12 protein-coding genes are annotated in these 14369 nt (G+C 62.0%); 8 read left to right on the top strand and 4 right to left on the bottom strand.

The annotated features are described in order from the left end of the window. The first annotated feature begins 28 nt into the window (after positions 1-28). Positions 29-1150, top strand: coding sequence for an HlyD family secretion protein (locus tag F3J17_RS16065; RefSeq protein WP_167060294.1), 1122 nt, complete (start codon positions 29-31; stop codon positions 1148-1150). Beyond that, a complete protein-coding gene (locus tag F3J17_RS16060) occupies positions 1147-2733 on the top strand; it encodes an MDR family MFS transporter (protein ID WP_167060291.1) in 1587 nt (528 codons plus the stop codon). Before F3J17_RS16065 ends, F3J17_RS16060 begins: the two co-directional genes overlap by 4 nt. A gap of 21 nt (positions 2734-2754) precedes the next feature. Here F3J17_RS16060 and F3J17_RS16055 read toward each other — a convergent pair whose 3' ends face one another. Then, positions 2755-3192, bottom strand: a complete 438-nt coding sequence (locus F3J17_RS16055; RefSeq protein ID WP_167060288.1) for a hypothetical protein — start codon at positions 3190-3192, stop codon at positions 2755-2757. Between the two features lie 11 nt (positions 3193-3203). Beyond that, positions 3204-3986 (bottom strand): hypothetical protein, encoded by a 783-nt coding sequence (locus F3J17_RS16050; RefSeq protein ID WP_205194808.1) that lies wholly within the window; start codon positions 3984-3986, stop codon positions 3204-3206. A gap of 181 nt (positions 3987-4167) precedes the next feature. Here F3J17_RS16050 and F3J17_RS16045 point away from each other — a divergent pair, with 181 nt between their 5' ends. Beyond that, complete coding sequence (locus F3J17_RS16045) at positions 4168-5091, top strand: class I SAM-dependent methyltransferase (protein ID WP_167060285.1); 924 nt, start codon at positions 4168-4170, stop codon at positions 5089-5091. A 9-nt stretch (positions 5092-5100) separates the two neighbouring features. Here F3J17_RS16045 and F3J17_RS16040 read toward each other — a convergent pair whose 3' ends face one another. Then, positions 5101-7344: a TonB-dependent siderophore receptor gene (locus tag F3J17_RS16040; protein ID WP_240161001.1), complete on the bottom strand. Its 2244-nt coding sequence runs from the start codon at positions 7342-7344 to the stop codon at positions 5101-5103. A 310-nt stretch (positions 7345-7654) separates the two neighbouring features. Here F3J17_RS16040 and F3J17_RS16035 point away from each other — a divergent pair, with 310 nt between their 5' ends. The 3 genes from F3J17_RS16035 to F3J17_RS16025 all read left to right on the top strand — a co-directional run bounded on the left by F3J17_RS16035 (position 7655) and on the right by F3J17_RS16025 (position 11862). Next, positions 7655-8182 carry a sigma-70 family RNA polymerase sigma factor gene (locus tag F3J17_RS16035; protein ID WP_167060282.1) on the top strand — a complete coding sequence of 176 codons (528 nt, stop codon included), beginning with the start codon at positions 7655-7657 and terminating at the stop codon, positions 8180-8182. Between the two features lie 13 nt (positions 8183-8195). Then, positions 8196-9200 carry a FecR domain-containing protein gene (locus F3J17_RS16030; RefSeq protein WP_167060279.1) on the top strand — a complete coding sequence of 335 codons (1005 nt, stop codon included), beginning with the start codon at positions 8196-8198 and terminating at the stop codon, positions 9198-9200. A gap of 274 nt (positions 9201-9474) precedes the next feature. Continuing rightward, positions 9475-11862, top strand: coding sequence for a TonB-dependent receptor (locus tag F3J17_RS16025; protein ID WP_240161000.1), 2388 nt, complete (start codon positions 9475-9477; stop codon positions 11860-11862). Positions 11863-11973: 111 nt separating this feature from the next. Here F3J17_RS16025 and F3J17_RS16020 read toward each other — a convergent pair whose 3' ends face one another. Then, a complete protein-coding gene (locus F3J17_RS16020) occupies positions 11974-12363 on the bottom strand; it encodes a hypothetical protein (RefSeq protein ID WP_167060276.1) in 390 nt (129 codons plus the stop codon). 258 nt (positions 12364-12621) lie between these two features. Between F3J17_RS16020 and F3J17_RS16015 the strand changes: the two genes are divergently transcribed. Further along, on the top strand, positions 12622-13089 hold the full coding sequence (locus F3J17_RS16015) for a hypothetical protein (RefSeq protein ID WP_167060273.1): 468 nt from the start codon (positions 12622-12624) through the stop codon (positions 13087-13089). A gap of 75 nt (positions 13090-13164) precedes the next feature. After that, a complete protein-coding gene (locus F3J17_RS16010; RefSeq protein ID WP_167060270.1) occupies positions 13165-14364 on the top strand; it encodes a hypothetical protein in 1200 nt (399 codons plus the stop codon). Positions 14365-14369: the final 5 nt, after the last annotated feature.

The following is a 14369-nucleotide window of genomic DNA, read 5'->3' as shown; positions in this document are numbered from 1 at the left end:
TTACCTATTTCAAAAGAAGATTGTCTGCATGAGTACGACTGTTGATACCGAAGTTCAGACGAACTCGACCGCGCGTCGCGCGCGGCGTTCGATGATTGTCGCGGGGAGTGTGCTGGTGCTGCTCGCTGCGGCGGCGTGGGGCTGGCACTGGTGGCGCGTGGGGCGCTTTATCGAAACGACGGATGATGCCTACGTGCGCGCCGATGTCGTCACCGTAAGCCCGCGCATTCCGGGTTATGTCACGCAGGTCATGGTGGACGACAACCAGACGGTGCATCGCGGCGACGTGCTTGCCACGCTCGACGACCGCGATTACCGCGCGAAAGTGCAGGCCGCTCAGGCGGCCTTGCTGGAGGCGCAGGCGGCCTTGCAGGAGAGCGCAGCGGCAGCGCAGACGCTGGACGCGCAACTCGAACAACAGGCCAGCACGATTGCACAGGCGCAAGCCGATGTGGAGGCTGCACGTGCCGAATCGGTGCGACGAGATGCCGACGCGAACCGCTACCACGCCTTGCTGGCCGACGAAGCGGCCAGCGGCCAGCATTGGGAAGCGGCCCACGCGGATGCGCTCAAGGCGCGGGCGGCGCTCGCGCACGCTGTTGCGGCTGCGCAGGCCCAGCGCGAACAGAGCGGCGTGCTGCGCAAGAAGATGGCGCAAAACGATGCGGCAACGGCTGCGGCTCATGCGCGTGAGTCAGCGGCCGAGGCGCAACTCGCACTGGCCACTCTCGACCTCGAACACACCCGCATTCTCGCGACGCAAGACGGCATGGTGGGCCAGCGCAGCGTGCGCGCGGGGCAGTATGTGGAGGCGGGCACGCCGCTGCTCGCCGTGGTGCCCATACACGCGCTCTATGTGGTGGCCAATTTCAAGGAAACGCAGCTTGCCGCGATGCGCGCTGGCGAGCCGGTCGAACTGGACGTCGACACCTTTGCGGGGCAGGTATTGCACGGCCGTGTGAGCGGCATCGCGCCGGGTTCGGGCGCGGAATTCGCCTTGCTGCCGCCGGACAACGCAACCGGCAACTTCACGAAGATCGTGCAGCGTGTGCCGGTGAAGATCGCGCTTGAGGCTATGCCGCGCGATGGGGTGCTGCGGCCCGGCATGTCGGTGATCGCGCGTGTCGATACCAAGGAGGCGCGGCAATGAGCGCGGTGGCTCACCGGTCGCGTGACGCGCACGAAGAAGCCGTATCGCTGCGCTCATGGGTGGCCGTGCTCGGCGGCGTATTCGGTTGCTTCATGGCGGGCATGAACGTGCACGTCACGAATGCGTCGCTGCCCGATATACGCGGTTCGCTGGGCGCGAGCTTCGAAGAAGGATCGTGGATCACCACGGCCTATCTGGTCGCCGAAATCGTCGTCATTCCGCTTACCGGCTGGCTCGTGCAGGTCTTCTCCGCGCGGCGTGTTTTGCTGGTGGGCGCGACGGGTTTTCTGGCGTTTTCGCTGGCATGCTCGCTGGCTCCCACAATCGGTTCCATGATTGTGGCCCGCACGTTGCAGGGCGCGTTTGGCGGCGTGCTGATACCGCTGTCGTTCCAGCTGATCGCAACCGAACTGCCGAAGTCGCGGCACCCGCTGGGGATGGCGCTCTTCGCGGTCGCCAACAATGTCGCGCAGGCCGCGGGGCCGTCGCTGGGCGGCTGGCTTACGGATACGTATTCGTGGCGCTGGATCTTCTATCTGCAGATTCCGCCCGCACTGGCGCTGATCGCTGCGATTGCGTGGGCGATCCGGCCGGTTGCCGTCGATGCCGGCAAGCTGCGTAGCGCGGACTGGCCAGGCATTCTGACCATGGCCGTGGGTTTGAGCGCGTTGCAGATCGTGCTCGAAGAGGGCGGCCGTAAAGACTGGTTCGCGTCGAGCAGCATCGTGCTGCTTTCCTGCGTCGCGCTAGCCGGCCTCGTGGCGTTCGTCGTCATCGAAGTGCGCCGCGCGCAGCCGTTTATCAATCTGCGGTTGCTCGCCGGATATAACTTTGGCATCGCCAGCCTGATGCAGTTTCTATTCGGCGCGGTGGCGTTTGGGGTCGTGTTTCTGGTGCCCAATTATCTGGCGCAGGCGCAGGGCTATAGCGCGCGCGACATCGGCATGGTGATGATTCCCTATGGGCTGGTGCAATTTGCCATGTCGTTTCTGACGCCGCCGCTGATGCGCCGCACGAGTCCGCGTATGGTGATCGCGCTGGGTTTCCTGCTGGTCGCGGCGGGGTGCCTGATGAACATTCACCTCGACGCCGATTCGGCGCGCAATGTGATTGTGCCTTCGCTCATCGTGCGTGGCGTCGGCCAGTCGTTCGTGGTCATTGCGCTCTCGGTGATGGCGGTGAGCGGCGTCGACAAGGCGCAACTGGGTTCAGCATCGGGCGTGTTCAACATGGTGCGTAACGTGGGTGGCGCGATCGGTATCGCGGTCGTGAGCCAGATCGTGGTGGAACGACAGAAGCTCCACATGGCGCGCATTGGCGAAGCGGTCACGCCTTATGCGCAAGCATTCCAGGAGCGCATGATCGTGCTTGCGCGCGCGATTGCCCGGCTGCATGTGCCGCGTGTGGATGGGTTGCCGCGCGGACGTTTTGACGGTGCGTACGAGACCGCGCTTGCGCTGATCAATCAGCGTGTGACCCGCGAAGCGCTTTTGATGGCCTACAGCGATACGTTCCTGCTCGCAGGATTGACGATGCTGGCGTGTGTGGCGGGCGCGTTCGCGCTCAGAGGCATAAAACCGTGATCGGCGTGCGCGCCCGCGGCACTACGCGCGGCGCTGCAAACTATCGAAGGTATTCATCAGCGCGTGCATGGCATCCTTGCAATCGCCAGGTTGCGGCGTCGCGGCACGCAGTGCAGCCAGTGCCCGGTCGATGGCCTTATCCAGGCGATGCCAGTCGTCGGGCGCGCGCGGCTTGAGTCCGGCTTCGGCTTGATCCCAGGCGATCTCCAGATCCTTGATGCGGGTTTTTGCGGCCGGCAGATCGCCGCTCTCTACTTTGGCGGCGACATCGGCAGCGATTGTGCGAAACGCTCCCAGATCGCCCAGCGGTGAAGGCGCACTGGCTGCAGTGGCCACGGAAGTTTGCGTTGACTGGCCGCCTGCATTCGAAGTAGTGGAATCGGTGGATCGAGAACACGCGCTGGTGGCGAAAAGAAGCGTAACACAGGCGGATAACAGCAGAGTGGATCGAATCGACATAGAGGCTCCGGTTATGGGGTCTGCGAGTTGGCACGACGTGGTCGTGCATTGAATTCCACCGTGGCGACCAGGCCGACGATCGCGGCGAGAAAAAGGGCGCTCGTCCATTGCGCTCCGAGGCCCAAACCGCCGTAAGTTCGTGCCTGAGTCAGCAGGTCGCCCAGTGCTGCGCCAAATGGCCGGGTCAGGACATAGGCAAACCAGAAGGTCACCACGGCATTGACGTCGGCACGAAACAGCAGCCATGTCACGGCAATCAGTACACCGAATATAATTACGCCGCGTGCGAAACCGAGCCCCGTGGCTTCCGTTGCCAGATCGCCAGCGGCCGTTCCCAAAGCGAAGGTGCAGAGGATCGCTGCCCAATAAAACGATTCGCGCCGACGCGTAACGATGGTGTGGATCGACAGCGTGCCTTCGCTTCGATACCAGATCGCAAAGATCGCCGCGAGCGCGGCGGCGAAGAGCGCGGTGCTCAGATAGAGGCTGACGCCCAGTCCGTCGGTGAGGAGGTCGGTGATCTGCGTGCCCACCACGCTCACCAGCACGACCGCAAGCCAGTACAGCCAGGGGCGCAAGCGTCCCGATCCCAGCTGCAGCGCGAGAATGGCGCACAGCAGCGCGCCCATGACGATCCGCGTAATGCCTTGTCCCCAACCAGCGTTGACCGCCAGATAGTCCGCGCCGGTTTCGCCGACGGTGGTTGAGAGGATTTTGATAATCCAGAAGGAGAGCGTGATTTCCGGCACTTTGTTCTGGCCATTCACGGATTGCATTGAATACTCGGATGTCATGACCGTCTCCACGACGAAGGCGACTGAGAATTGAAACTGCTTTTGTTCAGGTGAGCCTACGCTTTGAAACTTAGCTGACGCTTAGCTTGCAATGGTGATGCTGGTTAAGGTTGTCCTAAGTGTTGCTCGACGAGAATCCACGCAGATTGCGGCGCGCCCGATTTTCAAAGCGGAACCATTTGTGAATTCATTCGATACGGCATCGGCCCCTGACCTGTGGGCGGACTGGCTATTAGAAAGCCGCTTTTCCGGCGAGCAGGCAGTCAGGCGTGCATTGCTCGACAGCATCGAAAGCGATGTCGACCGATTACTCGATCATGCGCAATTGAAACCGGGGATGACGCTGCTCGACGTGGGTAGCGGCGACGGCACCGTGCCCTTGCGTGCGATTGAACGGATGGGCGCACAGGTGCACGTGCATATGACCGACGTTTCCCCGCGCTTGCTGGACTACGCGAAAGAGCAGGCCCGCGAGCGCGGCGTGGCATCGCAGTGTCGGTTTTCGCTGTGTGGCGCTCAAGCGTTGGAGGCGATTGCCGATGCCTCGGTCGATGCCGTGACGGCACGCGCCGTGATCGGCTATTTGCCGGAAAAGGCTGCCGTGTTCCGCGAATTTTTCCGCGTTCTGAAACCCGGTGGCCGGATTTCGCTGGCGGAGATCATTCGTCGCGATGAAGCCTTCGAAACCTGTTCGCTCAGAAAGCTCGTGGAAGCCGGGCGCGACGCGCCGGAGAACCGCTTCTTTGCCTTGCTGCATCGATGGAAACGCACGCAGTTTCCCGATACCGAAATCGAAACCGCGCGCATGCCCATGACGAATTTCAGCGAGCGCGATCTCGTGAGCTTTGCCATGCAGGCGGGATTCGCCGATATCCATATGGAGTTTCATATCGATATCGGCGCGCCGGTCAGTCACACGTGGGATGCGTTGCTGGACAGTACGCCTTTTCCGTGGGCGCCAACGCTGCGTACCTGCATGGCCGAACAATTCAGCGCGGACGAGCGCGCAATCTTCGAGCAGGTGATGCGCTCGGAAGTGGGCAAAGGGCAAATGCGAACCGCCACTCGCGTGGCCTGGATTTCAGCGACCAGGCCGGCCGCGTAGTTGAACGGTTCAAAAGTCCACAGTCGCCGACGCGAACACCGTGCGCGGCGCGCCCAGTGAAATCGTGCCGTACGACGCAACGCCCGACCAGTAGTGTCGATTGAACGCATTGAGCAGGCCGGCGCGAAAGGTGGTTGCCCGTCCATAGAGCGGCGTGGTGTAACGTGCGCCGAGATCGACCGTGGTCCATGACGGCACTGATTGCCGGTTGGCCTGATCGAAATATTCCTGACCGGTGAAATTGACGCCGCCCGTGAGCGTCAGGCCTCGCAGCCACGGCAGATCCCATTCGGCGCCCGCATTCGCCATCCAGCGCGGCACGCCAACAGGCCGATTGCCCACCGTAGCGGCGCTGTTGGTTTTGGTGAGCGTCGCGTCGAGCCACGTCACGCCGCCCAGCAATCGCACGCCTTTCACAGGTTCGCCCGCGAACGTGAATTCCAGCCCTTGATTGCGCTGCTCGCTATCGACCGAGTAGATCGTGCCGTAAAGCTGGCCGCTCGGTTTGGTGATGCGGAAGGCGGCGAGGGTGGCCATCATGCTGCGATAGTCGAGTTTCACGCCTACCTCTTCCTGTTTCGCCTTGTATGGCGCGAACACCTGGCCCGCGTTGGACGCGGTGGTTGGCGCAATATCGCCGCGGCTCAGGCCCTCGACGTAATTCGCGTATAGCGAAACATGCTCGATCGGCTTGAACACGACGCCCACGAGCGGCGTGACTGCGCCCTTGTCATAGGACGAGGATTTCACGCCCGTGCTGGTATTGAAATTGTCCGACTGGATCTGTTGCTGGCGCACACCGACCGTGAGTTGCACGCGATCGTTCAGTACGCTCAGTGTGTCGGCGAGCGCTACGCCATAGAGTTGCGACGAAGATACCTTGGCCACGCGCGATGGCGCGGCGATGTATTGCTGTGGGCTGGCCACCGGCGCGTAGATATTCGAGAGTATCGCCGTGCCCGAATTGCTGCCATTGGCGATACGGTCGCCGTAGAAACCGGCCATAAGCGTGAGCGCATGCGAAACCGGGCCGGTGTCGAAGTGCGCACGCGCGCCGGTATCGGCGCTCCAGCGATTCACCTGGAACTTCCAGTTTTGCGGCGTGGAGCGCGTGTCGCCAGCGGCGTTGAGGATGGTCGGTGTCTGATCGGAGAGGCGCGAGACATCGGTTTTCGCCGTGCCGGCATCGGCGAAAACGGTAATGTGCTGGCTCGCATCGTATTCCGAATGCAGCAACACCGCTTGATCAAGGGACTTCCACCAGCCCCATGACTGCGTGACGTTTCGCGCGCCGTCAGGCGCCTGCGGCACGGCGATGCCGGAGGCGAGCAGGAAGGGGCGCGTCGGTGCGTCGATCCATTGGTATTGCTCGATGAAATCGAGCGTCGCGCGCAGCCTTCCGCCCTGATAGTCGAGCGACAAGGCGCCGACATCCGAGCGCGAGCGCTGGTTGTCCAGCGGCGTTTCCCCTTGCCGATGCAGACCGTTAAAGCGGATGCCGAATTGCCGCTCATTGCCGAAGCGGCGGCTCAAATCCACATGACCGCCGATCTGCGCATCGGAGGTGTAATCGACGCCCACACGCGTGAGATCCTGCGCAAGCGGCCGCTTGGGCACGATGTTGACGACGCCGCCCACCCCGCTATTGGGCGACATGCCGTAGAGCAGCGCGGCCGGTCCTTTGATGACTTCGACGCGTTCAACGTACTCGGGAAAGACGTGATAGTTCGGCACGACGCCATACACGCCGTCGAAGGCGAATTCGCTCACATTGCCTTCATTGATGGGGAAGCCGCGGATATAAAACGAGTCGGTCACGCCGCCGGTCTGGCCGGTGAAGCGAATGGAGGGATCTTTGTTCAGCACGTCGGCGAGCGTCGCGGCCTGCTGGTCCTGAATGCGCTTCGACGTATAGCTCGTCACGCTGAAAGGCGTATCCATCACGTTCTGGTTGCCCAGAAGGCCAATCCTGCCGCCTTGCGCGACCTGTCCGCCCGCGTACGGGGCAGGGAGTTCATCCGGTGCGGCCTGCGCCTTGACGACAACGGCGGGTAAGGTCTGCTGCGTTTCTTTGGGCGATGAATCCGCGTCGGCTGTGCCCGATGTCTCGGCGTGCGCCGCGCCGGCCAGTGCGCAATGCAACAGGCCGGCCAGCGCCATGCGGGTTGCCAGCGTACGCCGTCTGGTCGTGAGGCAACGCGAAACCACCTCGCCCAAACGGTGATCGACATGATGGTTCGGACTTCTGATCATTATCTGCATTCCTGTTTCTGATTCTTGTTTTGGCACGAGCCGGCGCGGTGCCAACGTGCGTGTCGGCTTAGGAACTCTTGCGCAGGCGGACGTTTGGAAAGGTCTGGCGAATAGCGGAATCGAGAATTATTATCATTTGTAAGATTGTGTCAAGGAATCTGAGAACGATTCGCAATCAGGTTGACAAAAACATGTAAATGAGAATAGTTTCTATTCTGCTTTGTGGATGCGATATGCATCGACCCTCTCCCTTGCCCGTGCTGCCGGGCGTCGCCGTGCAGCGCGCGTATCGTCTTGAAAGAGTGGCTGAATGACGACTTTCGAACTCACTGATCAGAGTGAGGTGGGTGCGCTTTACGATGCGCACCATCACTGGCTGCAGGCGTGGTTGCGCCGCCGCCTCGGCAATGCCGCAGATGCGGCGGATCTCGCCCATGACGCCTTCCTGCGCCTGATCGTCAGGCCGGTGCCGGCCATGCGCGGCCAGCCCGGCGAGGCGCGTGCGTATCTGCGCACCATGGCGCAGGGCATGTGTGTCGACCTGTGGCGTCGGCGGCAGGTCGAGCAGGCGTGGCTCGATACGCTGGCGGCGCTTCCCGAGCCTTATGAGCCGTCGCCCGAGCATCGCGCCATCGTCATCGAAACGCTGATGGAGATTGGCGCGGCGCTCAGCCGCCTGGCCGACAAGGTGCGCAGCGCGTTCATGCTGGCGCAGATTCACGGTCTATCGACGCGCGAGATTGCGCAGGAGCTGGGCGTCTCGGATCGCATGGTGCAGAAGTACCTTGCGCAGGCCATGCTGCACCTGGCCCTGATCGAAGCGGGCCTCTCGCGCTGATACCTTTGCCCCGATGACGTCCGCGAACACCCCCGACAACGCCGCCAAGGCCGACTTCGAGAGCCTCGAACAGGCCGCTAACTGGTACGCCGCGCTGCACGCCGAAGGCGATAGCGCCGAGCGTCGCGCCGCCTGGCGGGAATGGCTGGCTGCACGCCCGGAGCATCGGCTTGCATGGGCGCATATCGAAGGCATCAGCCAGCGCTTCGCGCCGTTGCGCGCGCGTGAAGACGGCGAGCGCGATGCGGCTGTCGCGGCGCTGCGCGTCTCGGCGAAGCAGGCGGGCAGCCGTCGCCGCGTGCTCGCGGGACTCGCCGCGCTGGGGGCCAGCGGTCTTGCGACATGGTTTGGCTACCGGCTCACGCCGCTCGCGGATCTGGTGGTGGCGTGGCGCGCGGACTATGCCACGGGCGTTGGCGAACAACGCGCCATCGAACTGACGGACGGCACGCAGGTCTGGCTCAACACGGCCAGTGCGTTCGATGTCGAGTACGACGACAAGCGTCGGCTCTTGACCTTGAAACAGGGCGAAATTCTCGTCGACACCGGCAAGGACGCACGCGGCAGGCCGTTCTACGTCGATACGCAGAACGGACGACTGCAGGCGCTCGGCACACGTTTCGCAGTGCGCCAGATGCCGTCGTTCACCGCCTTGTCGGTCTTCGAGGGCGCGGTGCAGATCCGCACTCGCACGGGACTATTGGCGCGCGTGGAGGCGGGGCAGCAGCGCACCTTCAGCGCCGACGCCATATCCGCCGCGGCGATCGCGGATCGCGCGCGCGAAGCCTGGTCGCGTGGGGTCATTCTCGCCGACGACATCACGCTCGCTGAACTGATCGAAGAGTTGGGACGTTATGAGCACGGCCATCTCGGCGTCGATCCGGGCGTGGCTGATTTGCGCGTCGTCGGGCGCTATCCGATCGGCAATCCGGATCAGGTGCTGACGATGCTCGCGCGCGATTTGCCGATTGCTGTCCACAAGCCTTTGCCGTGGTGGACGACCATCGGGCCGCGCTGAAGCTCGACGAAGATCTTTTTAAATTTTTTCCCCAACCGGTTCGCATTTTCGTTCCTCGTTCGATTAACAGGTGAAAGAGGACTCATCGAAGCTGCCAGGGCGCGTCACTGAAATGCGCCAGCGATGAGCCTCGCGAGACCACCGTTATTCCGAGGACCTACGCCGTATGCATCGCCAGCAGCCCCGCCATCGCCGCCCGATGGTCGATTCACGATTCCCCGACGCCCACAACACCTACGCTCGTTCGAGCGTACGCCGACCGCTTCTCAACGCCATGAGCATCGCGCTGATGAGCGCCGCGCTTGCCGGGGCGGGCGCCGTATCGTCGGCCCAGGCGCAAGGCACGGCGCGCACTGCGTCCGATAGCCGTCAATACAACGTGCGCGGCGGGCCGCTTTCCGGCGCGCTCAACGAACTGGCCGATCAGGCCGACGTGCTCATCAGCGTGCCCGCCGAGCTGACGGCGGGAAAAACCGGCAATGGCGTCGTGGGAGCGTATTCCGTCGATGCAGCGTTTCGCAGACTGCTCGCGGGCACAGGACTGGAAGCCGTCAGGCAGCCCGACGGCAGCTTTTCGCTGCGTGCCAGGCCGTCTGCGGATGCCGCCGGCGAAGCGATGCTGCCTGCGGTCAGCGTGGTCGCGGCGCGCGGCAGCGACGCGGTGACCGCGCCGTATGCGGGCGGTCAGGTCGCGCGCGGCGCGAGCGCCGGTCTGCTTGGCGAGCGTGACTACATGGACACGCCGTTCAGCATCGCAAGCTATACCTCGAAGCTGATCCGCGACGAGCAATCGACCAGCATCGCCGAGTTGCTGACGACCACCGATCCCTCGGTGCGCGCCGCGATCGACAGCAGCAACCGCTACGACGCGCTCACGATTCGCGGGCTGCGCGTGGAAAACGATGAAATGTCGCTCAACGGTTTGTATGGGCTGGTGCCGGATTATCGCGTTGGTCCTGATCCCATCGAGCGCGTGGAGATCCTCAAAGGGCCGGGCGCGCTGCTCAACGGCATGCTGCCGCAGGGCAGTATTGGCGGCAGCGTCAACGTCTTGACCAAGCGCGCCGACGATGCGCCGCTCACGCGCCTGACGGGCGAATACATATCGAATTCCGTGTTTGGCGCGCACGCCGATATTGGCCGCCGCTTCGGACCGGACAATGCGTTCGGGATCCGCCTGAACGCGGCGCATCGCGAAGGCGATACGGAAATCGACGAACAGTCGCGACGCGGCAATGCGGTCTCGCTTGGGCTCGACTATCGCGGCACGCGGCTGCGCGCCTCGGGCGATGTGATCTATCAGGACGACTACATGCGTGCGGCCGCGCGCGGCTACACCCCGCTCGCAGGCTTCGCGATGCCGGGCGCGCCCGATCCGACCATTAACCTCGCGCAGACGTTTTCGTATTCGAACTCGCATAGCCTCACGGCCATGGGGCGCGTGGAATACGATCTGACCTCGAACGTGACGCTGTTTGGCGCGATCGGCGCAAACCAGTTTGGCTACGACAAGCTCGAAGACCCGGGCGCGACGATCCTCGATGCGCAAGGCGATGCGCGCTCGACCTCGCGTTATCAGCAGGGCACATCGCATGCGGTTTCTGCCGAAGCCGGCATTCGCGCGCGTCTGCACACCGGCCCGATCGACCATCAACTGGTGCTGAGCGGCAGTTCCTTGCAGCAGACAACGTGGCTCGGCCAGACGACGTATGGCAGCTACCTCACCAACATTTATGCGCCGGTGCGTCTAGCGGGGCTGGGCGAACCGGTTTCCTCGTCGCCGGAGGCCAAGGACAGTTCGCAGACGCTGCGCAGCGTGGCGATTGCGGATACGCTCTCCGCGCTCGACGGTGTCGTGCAGTTGACGCTTGGCGTGCGCCAGCAATGGGTGGACAGCAGCAATTACGCCGCAAGCGGCGCGACCTCGTACCATTACGACCAGACAGCGGCGACGCCGTCTTTCGCGCTGGTCGTGCGGCCGCTGGATCAGCTCTCGTTCTACGCGAACTATATCGAGGCGCTCACACCTGGATCGTCGCCGCCCGCCGATGCATCGAATCCGGATGCGGTATTTGCGCCGTACAAGTCAAAGCAGATCGAAGCGGGAACCAAGCTCGATCTCGGCAACTTCGGCGCGACGCTGAGCGTTTTCCAGATCAAGGTGCCAAGCGGTATCGTCGATCCGGTTACGAAGGTCTACAGCCTCGACGGCGAGCAGCGCAATCGCGGCATCGAGCTTTCGGGTTTCGGCAAGGTGGGGCGCGACGTGCGCGTGGTGGGCGGTATGACGTGGCTCGATGCGAAACTTCAGCATACGCAGGGCGGCGTGTACGACGGCAATCACGCGCTGGGCGCGCCTTCGTTCCAGGCCAATCTTGGCGCGGAATGGGATACGCCGTTCCTGCCGGGTTTTACGCTGACCGGACGCGTGATTTATACGGGTGAGGCCTACGTTAGCCAGGATAATCTTCAGCACGTACCGAGCTGGACGCGCGTCGATCTTGGCGGGCGTTACACCACACATATTGCGAACCACGATGTCACGCTGCGCGCCAACGTGACGAATCTCTTCAACCGTTATTACTGGCAGGCTAATCCCACGGGGTATGTGTTTGCAGGGATGCCGCGTACGTTCTGGCTTTCGGCGTCTGCCGATTTTTAAGGCGAGGGATGTATGAGTATCGCGGTGGCACGCGGAGGGGGCGTGCCGTTGCGATACCGTGAGACCACTTTCTTCAGGCGTCGTGAATAGCCTTTATAAAAGCCCTACGCGCTATTGCGCGGCAATTGCGCGCTGGACGTGCGGATCGAAATGAGTTCGATACCAACTTGCCAGTTCCTGGATTGAAGTTCCACCTGGTGGCTCCTTCCCCGCTCCGATGAGTTCCGCGCACGCGGCAGATACCGCAAGAAGCATTCGTGCAGACTCTGGAACATAGGGATTGTCGGCGCCCATTTTGTGCCGCTCGCGAATTATTGTGTAGCGGGCGTTTTCGGGCAATGTCCAGGCACTCACCAGAAAATCCTGAACGCTTACCTGTCGGCCGTTGACTTCTACGGTCCGCCCCCGGTCTGCCTCAGAATACCCGATACGTTCTAGCCCCTCGCAGCTGTCGATAACTGCGTTTAACACGTCGCGTACCAACTTCCAATCGGTTTCCATATTTTCTCGTTTTAAAGGCGCGATAGATGCTGAAGCTGCCTGTGTATTTTGCGTAGTTCTCTAGAAGATGTCGACGGATAAATTGGCATCGTTGGATAATCAGATATTGCGGGTAGTACGAACCATGCGTGTTGCATCGGGCGCGCACGGCTTCCTGGCATAAGTTGCCGCTCCACAAAGAGCCATGTAGAGCGCATAAGAAAACGTTTGCTTCACTCTATCGGCACGTCTTGCTAGAGGAACTCCGTAAAGAGAACTATGATCGAAAAGCTGTTCCCGGAGTCGATGGCGGTAACTGTGGGAGAGGTGATTAAATTGATCTTTTTCCCGGGTAGTGATGCTCCTAAACGGGTGCGCTTAGCAATCGCGATCTATTGGGTTGCAATTCTGGTTGTCGTCATTCGCGTCGGTTTTCAAATTGGCGTTCCACCTCTCAATACTTTTCCAGAAGTAGAGGCGGCGCTCACGGTGTTTGCGCTACTTGGCGCAGGACTATTCTCCTTCGCATACACCGTCATGCAGCTTTCGGCGCGGAAAGCCTGGGCGAGAAATCTCCTGCTTGTTTCGACAACGTTGCTCGTCGTAACGAACCTCTATCAATTGTTCGAGAACGGCTTATCCGCTGGGCACGGCAGTCTCGCGGGTCTGACAAGCATCGCCGTCGGCACTGTTGCTGGCTTGTTTCTGCTGACGTCCAGGAACTGGTTCAAATCAAAAATGGCCTAACTGACGTACGGCGATTGCCGAGTGAAGCGGGAGGAGACTTGATGCGTTTTTCCCGTTTAAAGGTAACTGTAAAGCATGCTGATTGACCGATTGAGGTGGTACGCCTTCGCAACGTCCCGCATGCTGCGCAGACATTGGCAGGCTCTGGCGTTGTCTATGCTGCTCCTTCTTCCGGCAATGCCGGTATTGGCGCAGACGCGCATGCTGGGCGCGCCGATACTCGAAGTGCTTTCGCGATCTCATGGTGTCGAATGGCGATACGCCTGGGTGCATCTTCTCGAAGCCGTCGGCGTGCTTTGGGTCTGGGCGCAGCGCACCGCGATCACAGGCGGCCCGTTTGCCGCCTTCCTCAAATCCTTGCCTGTCTCCGGGCATCGACATCGCGCGGTTGACGCGATCGTCGTGCTCGTCGCAAGTACGCCGTTGCTGCTGCCGGTGGTCGCAGCGGCTTCCGCGCTAGCCTTTCTCCCGCATAAGGCGGTCAACTACCTCTTCGTGCTCGATCTATGCCTGATTACGCTCGGGTGGCAATTGTCTGTACTGTCGAGCGGCGCGATCAACGCCATTGCGCTGCTCGTCGCCAACGTCTTCCTCGTCGGCGGTCTGGAGGCGGATGGTGTGCCTGGCATCGGGGCTTTAGGGATAGGGCTGGTCCTCGCCGCATTCGCCCTCGTGCATACCGCACCAGTTCCGGCGGCGCGATCCACGCTATCGGGCGAATTCACGCAACGGGGATTGCGGTCGATCCGCGTGTGCCTTCGACGTGCTCTTTCGCCAAGGACCAGATTGCAGGCCGGCATCGTACGCGCACAGATGGCAGCCACAGCAGGGCGATGCCTGATGATGGGTTCGGTCGTGACCGGCACATGGTTTCTGCTGGGGATCTGGGGGTTCGACGCACGCGCCATTCCCTTGACGCTGATTGCGCAGGCTGCCATTGCCTTGATCGCAGCGACGCTTTATCGCGATCTCCATGCGGCTCACTTTCGTGCATCGCACTTCATGCAAACGCTGCCGATTGCGGCAATCGCGAATGCGCGGGCCGACGTCCTGACCGTAGCGGCACTGGCATTGCCGTTCATGTTCATCGTGCCGCTCGTACTGGTGGCTCATCACGCGATGTCGCTGGAATCGGCTGCCGCCCTGGTAGGCTCGTGCGGGCCATTGCTTGCCGTGCTCTATGCGCCGCAACGCTATGCGCCCGGACAATCGCCGTTGCTCGGTACAATAGCGGCGGCGGTCTGGGTCACGGTGGCCTGGCAATGCTTTGTTTAATCGAC

It is taken from the genome of Burkholderia sp. Ax-1719 (assembly GCF_011753055.1).
Lineage (GTDB): Bacteria > Pseudomonadota > Gammaproteobacteria > Burkholderiales > Burkholderiaceae > Paraburkholderia.
This window is presented reverse-complemented; position numbering and strand designations above follow the sequence as displayed.

Coding starts and splice junctions, on each gene's coding strand:
- F3J17_RS16035 (WP_167060282.1), top strand. CDS start 7,655: ATGACGACTTTCGAACTCACTGATCAGAGTGAGGTGGGTGCGCTTTAC.
- F3J17_RS16040 (WP_240161001.1), bottom strand. CDS start 7,344: ATGATCAGAAGTCCGAACCATCATGTCGATCACCGTTTGGGCGAGGTG.
- F3J17_RS16015 (WP_167060273.1), top strand. CDS start 12,622: ATGATCGAAAAGCTGTTCCCGGAGTCGATGGCGGTAACTGTGGGAGAG.
- F3J17_RS16050 (WP_205194808.1), bottom strand. CDS start 3,986: ATGACATCCGAGTATTCAATGCAATCCGTGAATGGCCAGAACAAAGTG.
- F3J17_RS16010 (WP_167060270.1), top strand. CDS start 13,165: ATGCTGATTGACCGATTGAGGTGGTACGCCTTCGCAACGTCCCGCATG.
- F3J17_RS16065 (WP_167060294.1), top strand. CDS start 29: ATGAGTACGACTGTTGATACCGAAGTTCAGACGAACTCGACCGCGCGT.
- F3J17_RS16030 (WP_167060279.1), top strand. CDS start 8,196: ATGACGTCCGCGAACACCCCCGACAACGCCGCCAAGGCCGACTTCGAG.
- F3J17_RS16020 (WP_167060276.1), bottom strand. CDS start 12,363: ATGGAAACCGATTGGAAGTTGGTACGCGACGTGTTAAACGCAGTTATC.
- F3J17_RS16060 (WP_167060291.1), top strand. CDS start 1,147: ATGAGCGCGGTGGCTCACCGGTCGCGTGACGCGCACGAAGAAGCCGTA.
- F3J17_RS16025 (WP_240161000.1), top strand. CDS start 9,475: ATGAGCATCGCGCTGATGAGCGCCGCGCTTGCCGGGGCGGGCGCCGTA.
- F3J17_RS16055 (WP_167060288.1), bottom strand. CDS start 3,192: ATGTCGATTCGATCCACTCTGCTGTTATCCGCCTGTGTTACGCTTCTT.